The following is a 13,287-nucleotide window of genomic DNA, read 5'->3' on the forward strand; positions in this document are numbered from 1 at the left end:
AATTGTGTGAGATTTTTTAAAAAACTAATCAGATCTTTTTTTCAAGAAATGAATTCAAGAAAAATGAAGGTTGCAGTCCTTCAAGGTCTAGAGGAACATTTTCAATATCTTCATTTAGTTCTTCAGCATAAGCTTCAAGTTGCTGTTGTTGGTAATGAACAAGTTTCCATTCTTTATTATGATATTCTAGTGATGTCAGGTTTTCTACCCAATCCCCGGAATTTAAATACATACAGGATCCATTCTTATCTTTATATGTTTTTATTTGTGGTTGATGGATATGTCCACAAACGACGTATGTATATGCATTCTTGATAGCTAGTTCTGCAGCTACTTCTTCAAAATCATTTATGTATTTGACTGCTTTTTTAACGCTATTTTTAATTTTTTTTGAAAGTGAAAATTTTTCCTTCCCCATTCGTAAGAGAAACCAATTAATAAATTGATTTAATAAAATGAGCATATCATAGCCCCATCCACCTAATTTAGCCAACCATTTTGCGTTCTGAATCGAGGCATCAAAAATATCTCCGTGAAAAAACCAAGCTTTTTTCCCATCTAAATCCAAAACTAACTTATCAACTAATTTGAAGTTACCCATGGTAGTATCACTGAATTTTCTAAGCATTTCGTCGTGGTTTCCAGTGATATATATAACTTCGGTCCCTTTAGAAGCAAGAGTGATAATTTTTTTAATGATTTTAAGATGCGGCTTAGGGAAATACCTTTTTCTAAATTGCCAAATATCTACGATATCACCATTAAGAATAAGTACTTTGGGTTTAATACTATTGAGATAATTTAGCAATTCTTTTGCGTGACATCCAAACGTTCCTAGGTGAACATCAGATATAACTACGATATCTACAGTACGTTTCTTCATAAAAATGACTTATTCCTACAAATAAACTACTATATAGTTAAATAATAATTAAGGGATTAGGAGCATATTGTTATCTGTGTTTGAATATTTTAACTCGGTATTACTAGAATGTTAAACCGATATTATTATCAAAAAGTTATAAACCATCAAATATTTAATTATTTCCGAGTTATTTTATGAAATTATCTTATTCTATTATCTTTTATTGAATAAAATACTTCTATAAACTTTCTTAACAACGCCTCGATAGCTTTGTTTTGCTTTTTTCTTATCCTGAAGTATCTCTAAATTCGTCCTTCAAACCTTAACATTTTTCGTATTGAAAAGTTTAGAATTTTTCTTTCTAATAAAATTTATTTTATGACATTTTTACATTTGAAAGTTTATACATATCGTTTTTTGATTTTTGGCATATTCATAATGATGCTATCCTGCGATTCTAAGATTTCAGAAACTTCATCTAACAATTATCCTAAAGACCCCGTAGAGCTTAAAATAGATAGTATCTTGTCTACAATGTCATTAGAAGAAAAAATAGGACAAACGGCGCAACGAGGTAAGTCTAGTAGAGTAAAAGAACTACCAAAAGATCTTAAAGATGCTGTTAGAAAAGGCCAAATAGGATCTTTTCTTAACATAATGAATAAAGAGGATGCTAAAGAACTTCAGAGAATAGCCGTAGAAGAAAGCCCTAGTAAGATTCCATTAATTTTTGCACGAGATGTAATCCATGGTTTCAAAACAATTTTCCCTATTCCGCTAGGGCAGGCGGCTTCATTTAATCCTTCATTAGTACAAGAAGGTTCGCGAATAGCAGCAATAGAGGCAAGTACTTATGGAATAAGATGGACTTTTGCTCCGATGATAGATATTTCTAGGGATCCTCGCTGGGGAAGAATAGCAGAATCAGCAGGTGAGGACCCTTATCTTACAAGTAGAATGGCAGAAGCATATGTAAAAGGTTTTCAAGGAGAAGATTTAGCATCACCAACAAGTTTAGCTGCTTGTGCCAAACATTTTATTGGATATGGAGCAGCAGAAGGAGGTAGGGATTATAACACAGCAAACATCAATGATAATTTGTTGCATAATGTATATTTAAAACCTTTTAAAACTGCAGTAGATGCAGGTTCCGCAACTTTTATGACAAGTTTTAATGATCTTAATGGGATTCCGGCATCGGCAAATTCATATATACTAAAAGACATTTTAAGAGAAGAATGGGGATTTGATGGTTTCGTAGTAAGTGATTGGAATTCTATAATAGAAATGGTAAATCATGGATATGCCAAGGATCAAAAAGAAGCTGCAGAGAAATCTATTAACGCAATGTTGGACATGGAAATGACCAGTACTTCTTATCACGATCATTTAAAAGAATTAATACAAGAGGATAAGTTTTCTGAAAAAGAATTAGATCAGGTGGTAAGAAATATTCTTCGAATTAAATTTAGATTGGGATTATTTGATAACCCCTATTTTGATCCTGATGATACAATATTGTATGATAAAAAACATTTAGCAGCAGCACAAAAAACTGCTGAAGAAAGTATTATTTTATTAAAAAATAAGAATAATATTTTACCATTAGATGCTAAAAGGAAAATAGCTATAATTGGTCCTTTGGCGGATGCACCTCATGAACAATTAGGAACTTGGACTTTTGATGGAGAAAAAGAGCATACAATTACTCCTTTACAATCATTTAAAAGTGATGATGAATATATGGTACAGTATAGTAAGGGGTTATCGTACAGCAGAGATAAATCGGAGAATGATTTTGGTGATGCAATAAAGACAGCAAAATCTTCTGACATCATCTTGTTTTTTGCTGGAGAAGAGGCAATTCTTTCTGGAGAAGCACATAGTAGAGCTGATATCAACCTTCCTGGAGCACAAGAAGAACTAATTACAGAATTACACAAAACAGGAAAACCAATTATTTTAGTTCTAATGGCAGGAAGACCTATTACGTTAGGAAATATTAAAGATAAGGTAGATGCAGTTCTTATGGCATGGCATCCTGGAACTATGGGAGGTCCAGCTTTAAAAAATATTATTACGGGTTTGGTTTCTCCATCAGCAAAGTTGCCAGTAACCTGGCCAAAAGAGGTAGGGCAAATTCCTATTCATTATAATCATAAAAATACAGGTAGACCAGTAATTCCAGAAGAGTTTGTTCATATGGATTCAATTCCAATTGGTGCCTGGCAGAGTTCTCTTGGGAATACTTCTCATTATCTAGATGCAGGGTTTTTACCAGAATATCCTTTTGGTTATGGACTTGGTTATAGCAGCTTTAAGTACTCCGATTTTTCTATATCCTCAACGAATCCAAAGATAGGGGAAACTATTACTGTAAAAGTTCTAGTGACTAATACTGGAGATGTAAAGGCTAAAGAAACAGTACAATTATATTTTAGAGACATGGTTGGGAGTTTAACTAGACCTGTAAAGGAGTTGCTACGTTTTGAGAAAATTATATTAAATTCAGGGGAATCTAAAGAAGTTGAATTTACTTTTTCGACAAATAATTTAGCTTTTTATGGACCTGACAAGAAATGGATTACTGAACCTGGTAATTTTAAGCTATGGATCGCTAAACATGCTTTAGACGAAGAAAATGAATTAGAATTTATTTTAGAATAATAATTTACTATTGTTAAGGTGTCTAAAAGTATAATATACATAGTATATGGAGTTTCTGGAAGTGGAAAAACTACAGTAGGAAAAGCATTAGCTAAAGAATTAAATATTCCTTTTTTTGATGCAGATGATTTTCATCCAGAAGAGAATATTAAAAAAATGTCAACGGGCTTTCCTTTAGATGATTCTGATAGAGAACCTTGGCTGAAGAAATTAGCGAGTGAAATCGTAGTTTGGAATACAAACAAAGGTGCAGTACTGGCTTGTTCAGCTTTAAAGAAAGCTTATAGAAAAACCCTTCAATCTATCGATTCTAAGTATGTGAAGTGGATTTTTTTGGATGGGAGTTTTGATTTGATTTCAAATCGTTTAGAAGCTAGAAAAGATCATTTTTTTAAAAAGGAAATGCTATTCTCTCAATTTGAAGCTTTAGAACAACCGGAGGATGGTATTTCTATTAATATAGATAAGAGTGTTGATCAAATTATGAGCGAAATTAAAACTACATTAAATACAGATAAATCACAATTAGGGTTAATTGGTTTAGGAGTCATGGGTAAGAGTTTAGCTAAAAACTTATTGTCCAAAAACTTTAAACTTTCTGTATATAATAGACATGTTGATCATATTGAAGTTAATGTCGCTAAAAACTTTGTTGCCGAGGAGTCTAAATACCAAACATTAGTAGGTTTTGATGATTTAAAAGAGTTTGTAGATTCTTTAGAACAACCGCGCACAATAATGCTTATGGTTAATGCAGGGAAACCAGTGGACCTAGTTATCGATGAATTATTACGCTATTTGTCCGAAGAAGATTGTATTATAGATGGAGGTAATTCTCACTATAAAGCAACATTAGAAAGAAGTAAAAGACTAGAAGAAAAAGGAATTCATTTTTTAGGAACCGGAATATCTGGTGGAGAAGAAGGCGCATTAAAGGGTCCATCAATAATGCCGGGAGGATCTAAAATAGCATACAATAGATCTGGTAAATATTTAGAAGCAATAGCAGCAAAAGATAAAAACGATAATAGCTGTTGCGCTTATATTGGGCCAGAAGGATCTGGCCATTTTGTAAAAATGGTTCATAATGGGATTGAATATGCAGAGATGCAATTATTAGCAGAAGCATATCATATGCTAAGATTTTATGCACATAAAACTCCAGCTGAAATATCCGCTATTTTTTCCGATTGGATTAAAAAAGGACTAAAAAGTTATCTGTTAGAGATTACTTCGGATCTTCTTCTTAAAACAGAGGGTGAGGATTTTCTTATTGATAAAATATTAGATAAAGCAGGGCAGAAAGGAACTGGCGGATGGTCTACAAATGCCGCCTTGGAATTAGGAGTTTCTCTACCTACGATTTCTGAATCTGTAATGGCTCGTAATGTTTCTGGAATTAAATCCGAACGGGTAAAAGCATCTGAGATATATCAACTTAAAACTTCAGATTACCCTGCCAATGATATTGTTTTTATTGAAAATTTAGAAAAAGCTTTTAAAGCTACTAGTATTATCAATCATCACATAGGGTTTCAATTATTAAACGAAGCATCAGCAACATATCAGTGGGGACTCAATCTGTCTGAAATTGCTAGTATATGGACCAATGGCTGTATTATTAGAAGTAATCTTATGGAACAAATGGCTGTATTATTTGCAGAAAATAATGAGATGCCTTTATTACTGTTTCCAGAAGTGGTTTCTACTATGAAATCTACGATAGATTCACTTTCAGAAACGGTAGCAACTGGATTAAAATCAGGTTTTTCACTACCAGTATTGTCTGCAGCAGCAAATTATTTTTTCGCATATACATCTGCGCAATCTTCTGCTAATATTATACAAGCGCAACGAGATTATTTTGGCGCTCATACATATCAAAGAGTGGATCAACCAATTGACCAATATTTTCATACAAACTGGAAAAGCTAATTTATGGATTATCAATTACTAATTGCAGTAGGAGTAGGTATCATTGCACTACTTTTTATGATTTTAAAGTTACGAATGCAGGCTTTTATAGCCTTGTTAATCGTTTGTATATTAGTTGGAATTGTAGCTGGCTTACCTGCAGATGACATTCTAAATAGCATAAAAAATGGAATGGGAAGTACACTAGGTTTTGTGGCTACCGTGGTTGGACTTGGAGCGTTGTTTGGTGGTTTACTTGAGAATTCTGGAGGTGCACAAGGATTGGCTAATTATATCTTAAAATTAGCTGGAGAAAAAAATGCATCTTGGGCATTGATGATTACCGGTTTTATAATTGCAATACCCGTTTTTTTTGATGTAGCTTTTATTATTTTGGTTCCTATTGTTTATGCAATTGCTAGAAAAACTAAAAAATCTTTATTGTTATATGCTATTCCATTATTGGCAGGTTTAGCAATCACTCACAGTTTTATTCCACCAACACCAGGTCCAGTTGCTGTTGCCGATATATTAGGAGCTAACCTTGGTTGGGTAATTGTTTTTGGTTTTTTAACAGGTATTCCTGCGGCTATTATAAGCGGACCTATATTAGCAAAATACTTAGCTACAAGAATAAATATTACTATTCCAGAAACAAATGACTCAGGTGTTGCAATAAATAACACACCTAATCCTATTGGTATTATATTGATTATAGCATTACCCATTATGCTGATTGTTTTAAAAACGGTTTTGTTAGGTGATTGGTTCGGAGAAGATGTATTATCAAAATCGATGGTAAACTTGATTACGTTGTTTGGTCATCCATTTACTGCGTTAATCATTGCTAATGTGGTCGCTTGGTATTTTTTAGGAATCAAAAGAGGTGTTACTAGAGATGATTTATTGAAAATTTCTATGAAATCTTTTAAACCAGCAGGAGCAATTATTCTATTAACTGGTGCTGGTGGCGCTTTTAAACAGATACTAGTGGATACTAAAGCAGGTGAGTTATTGGCATCATCATTACAGAGTTCATATATTCATCCATTATTGTTTGCTTTTATTGTGGCAGCTTTGATACGAGTTTTACAGGGATCAGCAACAACAGCTATGATTGCAGCCGCAGGAATTACATCACCTATTATTCTAGCGGGTGATTTTAGTAACTCTCAGATAGCTCTCTTTGTTATTTCTATAGCATCTGGGGCAACTATTTTATCTCATGTTAATGATAGTGGATTTTGGTTGGTTGGTCAATACCTGGGTATGACAGAGAAACAAACATTTCGTTCTTGGACTGTGATGACTACATTAATAGCTATTACTGGGGTTTTAATGTCACTACTATTGTGGTATATTTTTTAAATATTTTAAGTTGATTTTAAAAAAAAGTTTTCATAAACATATCGTTTGGTTAAAAATTAGTTAACTATTTGTTTTGTAATATGTTATTTTAATTGATATGTTTATTTTAATCGTGTTAATTATTAAAACAAAAGTAATGGAAGCATTAGATAATCTTAAGAAAACTTATAAGGAGATGGATCGTAATGAAAAACAAAAGATCCAAGGTGGGACGCAACAAAAATCAGTAGTAATATGGTCTAGAATGGCAATTACCGAGGAATGTACTGATCATATTTTAGGTTGCTAAAATCATATTTTTATTACAAAAAAAAATAGTTATTTATATAACTCGTTAGTAAAAACAAAGACTTAAAATTACGTTCTTTGTTGAACTATGAATCCAGAAGTTTATAAACACATAGAATTATTATTAGGTAGTATAGGTTTTATCATAGCGTTATTCTTTAGTGCTTTTTTGATAATAACCAAAGAACAGCGATCTAGTGCTAATATATTTTTAGCGATTTATTTATTGGCATTTAGTCTTAGAATTGGTAAATCACTGTTTTATAATTATTTTCAGATAGATCCGATAGTTCGCAATGTATTTTTAGGCATGTTGTTGGCAATTGGACCTTCCTTATTTTTTTATACCAAGCAACTATTTGAACTAAATAAAATAGGTAATAAAAGATCAATTTTTATTCACTACATCCCTTTGTTTTTATTCGTAACATTTTGCTGGGTAATCCCGAATAATGATTCTATTTCTTCCAGAATTATATTTTTAGCACTGTTATTTCACATATTAGCATATGGATTGTATACGTTATATTGGATAGTGGTAAATAGAAAAGAGAGAAATGATAAATCGAATAAACTCTATCACTGGCTATTGTTTTTTACGATATTAACGATAATGATGTCACTCATACAGATTAGTGTTTTTCTGGATGTGGTTCCATACTTAAGTACTGCTTTTTTATTTTCTTTGATAATTTTGATTTTATCAATTACCGCATTAAAGAATCCTTTTTTGTTTAAAATGAAGAATGAAAAATATATTAATTCTTCGCTAGACAATGAAAAAGGGATAGAATATTTGAAAAAGTTAATGAGTTTAATAGAACAAGAAAAAGTATTTCTGGATCCCGAATTAACACTAACCAAATTGAGTAAACGGATTGGAATAACGTCTAAACAATTGTCGCAAGTAATTAATCAAAATAGAAATGAAAACTATTCTCAATTTATTGCTAGGTATCGGGTAGAGGAAGCAAAAAGATTATTGAGCTTGCCAGAATATCATAACTTCAAAATATCTGCTATTGCTTATGAAAGTGGTTTTAATAGTATTTCTTCTTTTAATACAGCTTTTAAAAAGTTAACAAATACCACAGCGGTTAGATATAGAGAGTCTTTGTAAATATGATGTCGGTTCTCTATTGCTTGATCAAACCATTTAGTGTTTAATTTACTTATTATAAAAGCAATAAGGTTCGTAATTAGTTTAGTTTGTGTTTAATTTCAAATATTACTTTTTCATTTTTTTCATTTAAAGTTATTTCTCTTTCTATTCTCAAAACTTTGCACTGTAATAATTTGATCCAATTATTATGAATTCTTAATGATCTCCCTTCAAAATTAGGGTTTTCATATTGATTCGCCCAGTTTAAGAAAGCTTTTGAATTTTGTTGAATCTCTTTGTCTTTTAGAATCTTTTCTCCGTATCGTTCTTTTTCTCTTTTATAAAGACGATCCATTCTTTCTTTATTATCAAGGCGAATAAATACCGCAAGATCAAATGATGTTAGCCATTCTTTTCCCCAACTTACCAATGAACCACTTACAACAACATTTTCATACTTTTTGAAATCTAACTTTAGTTTTTTATTCCGTTCGTTTCGTGGTACTTTTTTCTGGAATGGTGGTTCTGTTTTTTTCCAATAGTAATCATCAAGATCTAAATGAATAAAATTGGCGTGTTTTTCAATTTCTTTAGCTAAGGTGGTTGTTCCAGAACCTGATGCGCCAAATATTAATATTTTCATCTATCTAGATTTTGTTTTAAATAAAAGAAGTCCAATTGATAATATCCAAGCGGCTATACTAAAAGTAAATATTCTAAAACCGGTTAAACTCGTAAACACAAAATCTGTTCCCCCTCCTACAATAGCAAAAATTGTAATAAAAATCCCTAAATTTCCAATCCATTTTGGGTACTTGTTTTCTGCTAAAATAATAATAGAATATACTAGAATGGCTATACAACAGGCAACTATAAAAATATAATCTAATGGAATATTTAGAGCAAAACCATAGTTTATGATTGGTTGTAAAACTTCTAAGTTCTCTTCTGTTTTAGTAGCATATTGATTTAGGTAATGAGGTAGAGTGAGTCCATTAACAAGGGCAGCAAACATAGCAGCAATCAAACCAAAAGAAATGATTATAAATGCAAGAATGGATAATTTCCATTTGTCTAAAAGTGCTATTGTTAAACCATAAAATCCAAATAATATTATTGGCAAACTGAGAATAGCTAATGAATGAGTAATGCGGATCGATTTAGAGATTTTTATAATGTGTTCAATATTTCCACCTGGAGGATGGAGGATCATGGTGAAGATAATTAGAATCGCTCCTGTAATAAGAGCAATACCAGTACTTTTATAACTGTAGTTTTCCATGTATTTGATTTTAAATGATACTATCAAATATCTATGGTTTATTAAGAAAGATCACTTGATCGTAATCAAGAAATTAGGTAATTCGTTTTCGTACTCGGCTTAAAGTTTCGGGTGTTATTTTCAGAAAAGATGCAATTATTTTTTGAGGAAAATTTTGAAGCAGAAGAGGTTTGTTTTTCAGGATATATGCGTATTTCTCATCAGGAGTATTATTATGGTCAAAAAAAGAAATTCTAGCAGTTGATTCTTCTAAAACTTTACCAATTTGAAAAAATGTTGGAGATATTGCTATTAATTTATGTATTGCATCTATGGTTAGTTCATATACAGCACTATTTTCGTACGCCTGAATTTCAAATTCCGAAGGTTTTCGACCAGTAAAGCTTTTATGATCAATAACCCAATCATTTTGTATTCTTAAATCAATTATATTTTTATCTAAATTGGTATCCATATAATATTGATAAAAACTTCCAGAAATAACAAAGTATAGAGAAGAACAAACCTCTCCTTTACGCAGTAAAAACGCGTCTTTTTTTAGCTCTTTATATATAACTTCATTTTGTAGCAATGATGATTCTTCATCAGAAAACTTTCCAGCTTTATTTAAAAACTCTAGAATAGATGTATCCATTTGCTTTGTGTTTTTCTGAATATAAAGATTGCCTAATTAAAAATCCTATTATCTGTATGCTATGAAGATGATATTTAATCTACAGGCTGTTTAAATTTTAATGACTCATTTCCATTAGTGATGACAATAGTATATGTTCCTTTTTTTAAACCTAGATTACAGGCTTCTTTAGATGATTTTACCTCTGTAATATCTATAGGTACTGCCATATTTATATTTTCTCCTTCTTTAAAGGCTAGAACCATAATAGGGAATTCAATTTGAATTTTTTCTAAATTGATAGTAACATTCTGATTCCCATTTTTAAACAACCAGTCCGGTCTATTGTTGATATACGTTGATGTAGGATGGAAAATAGCAATATCTGACCAAGCATCACCTTTTTTATGTTTTAATGGTTTTCCTTTTTTATCAATAATAACAGAGGATTCTTTAATGTCCAAAGCGTTTAGAAGAGGGAAATTATATTCAGATGTACTTTGTTGACTATATTTTACTTGATTTATTGTCAATGGATCTATTCCTGTGTATTCTGTTAACCTTCCTGCCATTGCTTTTTCCCAATAGTCATAATTTCCTTCTAATGCATGATCATATCCACAATGAATTAGAAATTTTTCATTTGGTTTCGCTTCTATAGCTTTTTGGATATTTTTTGCCTGATCAATTTCTCTGGGTTTTCCATTGGTTTCTTCATTTTTCGTTTCGTAAGGAAAAAGAGTATATCCGATCTCTAGCGCTTCTCTAATGAGGTTACCAAATTGAGGATCTTTCGTATAATAACCAGTTTTTTGTATTGGATATTTTCTAATATTATTAAGAGAATCTAAATCATCCTTGTATGATAACGCTTCAAGCCCTAAGTTTTTATATCCCAAATCATATAATTGTTTTAGAAGTGATTTTGTAAATGAACGATGAAAAGAATTATGGTGAGCTTCATTTATTATGATCACATGATTTTTTTCCGCTTGTTCTAAAATATAATTATTAGCATTAACCTTAGTATATTTTTGATTTATAGAATCTACTCGATCTTCGGTAAATCCTTTTCGTTTTATTCCCATTGCAATATCCCATTGATTCATTGCATTTTTATAATCTCCTTTAGTTGCGTATTGGGAAGCTGCTATTTGATATTTCCAAGAAACAGTATCTTTAGCTAATTGAGATTCTATTTCAGAAGAAAACATATATTTTGTTTTAAAATCGACCTGTTCGATTATTTTTTCTTCTTTACAAGAGGTGAAAAAAACAACTGCAATTAAAAGATGGAATGTTGCTCTCATAATGGTCTTGGTTATATACTATTTACAAAATCGATAAAAATCTTTTTGTGAAGGTCAAGATCTAAATTAGCAGAAAGGGCGACTCGAACTATATAATCCTTATCACCTTCTTTAGTAGTTCCTTGGGTAGAAGTAGCAGGTATTGTCCAATAACACCCTTTTAGTTGACCATAACTAACACAAAATTTACTTTCATCAGGAATCTCTTCGATCATTAGATTGATTAACTTAAGATTCAGTGCTCTTTTATATGTTTCTTTTTCATCGTCAGTATCACCTTTAGTAGGAAGATCTAAAGAAAATACAGAAGGAGTAAACCCTTCATTTGCTAATTCTGGAGATACAAAATTGATTTTTGCATCCGGTAATTTATTCTCGATAAAACTAACGAAATCACGAGTGTTTGTATAAGCATCAGCAATTCTTTGATTCATAGATGGCAATTGCTTTGCTAATATTTCCATTTGTAGATCAGTAGCTTGATTGTCACAAAGTCGTAAATGTAAGTCTATCTTTTCTAGTAAGCTTGCAGATTTGTTATTAGCTACACAATATCCCGCAGTACATTTACCACCACTAGGAAATTTTGATCCACTTACATAGGCAATAGCTCTAACCGAGGACAGTATTTCATTTTCTCCTAAGAAATGAACATTAGGGCAAAATGTTTGATCTAAAATAAATACTGGATCAATAGCAGTTTGACCATCGGTAGTTTTACGTTCTTTACTAAGAACTGCTTCTAATTGAGGAAGATCTGGAACTTCAACTCTTGGGTTTGTTGGGATTTCTGCAATAATATATGGAACGGCATCTTGTTCTGCTATTTTATTTAGAACTATCTCAATACTTTGCACCATATCCTGACCACCATCTACAGGTAAGTCAACTATTTCGATCATATCACTACAAGCAGCAACACGTCTAGCTTGATCATTGGTTCCTCCATAACAGTTTGGAGGAACTACAATTTTTATAGCTTTTCCTTTATGATGTTCTAATGCGTGATCCACCAATCCCATTACAATGGCATATTGCATGGATAGCCCGCTAGATCCAACAAGACCTTTTGCCTTAGTTCCAGTAATTTCTTTTATAGTATCTAAAACAATAGTTTTGTTTTCGTCAATTTTACTATTTAAGTCATTAGAAAAAGACTGTTGGGTTAAACTTTTTAGAAAAGCTAAAGTGTTCGCAGGTGTCATCGCGATAGTTTCTCTTCTTCTTACATGTTGAATTTCTGATATATATTCTTTATTAGTGTCTTTGTTTATTAAAATAACACTACCTAAATTATGATGAATGTTTACAAAAAAGTCAATATTAGTTTGTAAATCAAATTGTGTGAGATCATCCTGCTGGGAAACAAAAATTGTACTTCCATTAAACGCTGTAATCTCATCAGTATTTTCTATTTTTTTAAGATCAAATTGATATCCATATACGGTTTTTAGTATATCGGCATCGAAACAGTTAGGTAATTGATCAGTATATACAATTTGCGTGTTTTTACGAGCTAATAAGTTTGTTCGTAGAACAGCCATAATAGGAGTTGTCTTAGACGAAAAACTAATTATATTTTCTGAACTTAATTTGTGTAGTTTAGCAATAGTCCATTCTAAAACACAAGACAATGGGTGCCCTAATCTAATATAGTCATATGCTGTTGGTAGTTCATGTAGTGAAGATAGTTGTGCGTCATTATTATTAAACAGAAGTTCAAAACCTTCTAGGAATTGATCTTTAGCCAATGCTTCATTATAGATATCTAGTCGATGTGTTGTTAAATTCAACCAGTCTGGAGGCATGTTTTTTACTACCTCTTTTATATAATTTAATATGTTATTGTCTTGCATGATTTTTACCTTTAGAAAGGTG

11 protein-coding genes are annotated in these 13,287 nt (G+C 31.5%); 5 read left to right on the forward strand and 6 right to left on the reverse strand.

Annotation, left to right across the window (positions count from 1 at the left end; genetic code table 11):
- Positions 1-28: 28 nt before the first annotated feature.
- Entirely contained in the window at positions 29-883 is an 855-nt protein-coding gene (locus H526_RS27980) for a UDP-2,3-diacylglucosamine diphosphatase (RefSeq protein WP_051335912.1), read from the reverse strand.
- Between the two features lie 360 nt (positions 884-1,243).
- Between H526_RS27980 and bglX the strand changes: the two genes are divergently transcribed.
- From bglX to H526_RS30505, 5 genes are all read left to right on the forward strand, one after another.
- Positions 1,244-3,532 (forward strand): beta-glucosidase BglX, encoded by a 2,289-nt coding sequence (gene bglX / locus H526_RS0100825; RefSeq protein WP_035084052.1) that lies wholly within the window; start codon positions 1,244-1,246, stop codon positions 3,530-3,532.
- Between the two features lie 18 nt (positions 3,533-3,550).
- A complete protein-coding gene (gene gndA, locus H526_RS0100830) occupies positions 3,551-5,467 on the forward strand; it encodes an NADP-dependent phosphogluconate dehydrogenase (protein ID WP_245591170.1) in 1,917 nt (638 codons plus the stop codon).
- 3 nt (positions 5,468-5,470) lie between these two features.
- Positions 5,471-6,814 (forward strand): GntP family permease, encoded by a 1,344-nt coding sequence (locus H526_RS0100835; protein WP_027391228.1) that lies wholly within the window; start codon positions 5,471-5,473, stop codon positions 6,812-6,814.
- Between the two features lie 136 nt (positions 6,815-6,950).
- Positions 6,951-7,103: a hypothetical protein gene (locus H526_RS31610; protein ID WP_155839587.1), complete on the forward strand. Its 153-nt coding sequence runs from the start codon at positions 6,951-6,953 to the stop codon at positions 7,101-7,103.
- Between the two features lie 87 nt (positions 7,104-7,190).
- Positions 7,191-8,222: a helix-turn-helix domain-containing protein gene (locus H526_RS30505; RefSeq protein ID WP_027391230.1), complete on the forward strand. Its 1,032-nt coding sequence runs from the start codon at positions 7,191-7,193 to the stop codon at positions 8,220-8,222.
- Between the two features lie 79 nt (positions 8,223-8,301).
- On the opposite strand, the gene H526_RS0100850 is transcribed toward H526_RS30505, so the two are convergent.
- From H526_RS0100850 to H526_RS0100870, 5 genes are all read right to left on the reverse strand, one after another.
- Positions 8,302-8,847, reverse strand: coding sequence for an AAA family ATPase (locus tag H526_RS0100850; protein ID WP_027391231.1), 546 nt, complete (start codon positions 8,845-8,847; stop codon positions 8,302-8,304).
- On the reverse strand, positions 8,848-9,486 hold the full coding sequence (locus tag H526_RS0100855) for a hypothetical protein (protein WP_027391232.1): 639 nt from the start codon (positions 9,484-9,486) through the stop codon (positions 8,848-8,850). It abuts the gene before it with no gap.
- A 73-nt stretch (positions 9,487-9,559) separates the two neighbouring features.
- Entirely contained in the window at positions 9,560-10,120 is a 561-nt protein-coding gene (locus tag H526_RS0100860) for a Crp/Fnr family transcriptional regulator (protein WP_051335913.1), read from the reverse strand.
- A gap of 74 nt (positions 10,121-10,194) precedes the next feature.
- Positions 10,195-11,409, reverse strand: a complete 1,215-nt coding sequence (locus tag H526_RS0100865) for a hypothetical protein (protein ID WP_027391234.1) — start codon at positions 11,407-11,409, stop codon at positions 10,195-10,197.
- An 11-nt stretch (positions 11,410-11,420) separates the two neighbouring features.
- Positions 11,421-13,265 carry a PLP-dependent aminotransferase family protein gene (locus tag H526_RS0100870; RefSeq protein ID WP_027391235.1) on the reverse strand — a complete coding sequence of 615 codons (1,845 nt, stop codon included), beginning with the start codon at positions 13,263-13,265 and terminating at the stop codon, positions 11,421-11,423.
- Positions 13,266-13,287 lie beyond the last annotated feature (22 nt).

The organism is Aquimarina latercula DSM 2041 (assembly GCF_000430645.1).
Taxonomy (GTDB): Bacteria; Bacteroidota; Bacteroidia; order Flavobacteriales; family Flavobacteriaceae; genus Aquimarina; species Aquimarina latercula.

Coding starts and splice junctions, on each gene's coding strand:
- H526_RS0100835 (WP_027391228.1), top strand. CDS start 5,471: ATGGATTATCAATTACTAATTGCAGTAGGAGTAGGTATCATTGCACTA.
- H526_RS0100860 (WP_051335913.1), bottom strand. CDS start 10,120: ATGGATACATCTATTCTAGAGTTTTTAAATAAAGCTGGAAAGTTTTCT.
- H526_RS0100870 (WP_027391235.1), bottom strand. CDS start 13,265: ATGCAAGACAATAACATATTAAATTATATAAAAGAGGTAGTAAAAAAC.
- H526_RS30505 (WP_027391230.1), top strand. CDS start 7,191: ATGAATCCAGAAGTTTATAAACACATAGAATTATTATTAGGTAGTATA.
- H526_RS0100850 (WP_027391231.1), bottom strand. CDS start 8,847: ATGAAAATATTAATATTTGGCGCATCAGGTTCTGGAACAACCACCTTA.
- H526_RS31610 (WP_155839587.1), top strand. CDS start 6,951: ATGGAAGCATTAGATAATCTTAAGAAAACTTATAAGGAGATGGATCGT.
- bglX (WP_035084052.1), top strand. CDS start 1,244: ATGACATTTTTACATTTGAAAGTTTATACATATCGTTTTTTGATTTTT.
- H526_RS0100855 (WP_027391232.1), bottom strand. CDS start 9,486: ATGGAAAACTACAGTTATAAAAGTACTGGTATTGCTCTTATTACAGGA.
- H526_RS0100865 (WP_027391234.1), bottom strand. CDS start 11,409: ATGAGAGCAACATTCCATCTTTTAATTGCAGTTGTTTTTTTCACCTCT.
- H526_RS27980 (WP_051335912.1), bottom strand. CDS start 883: ATGAAGAAACGTACTGTAGATATCGTAGTTATATCTGATGTTCACCTA.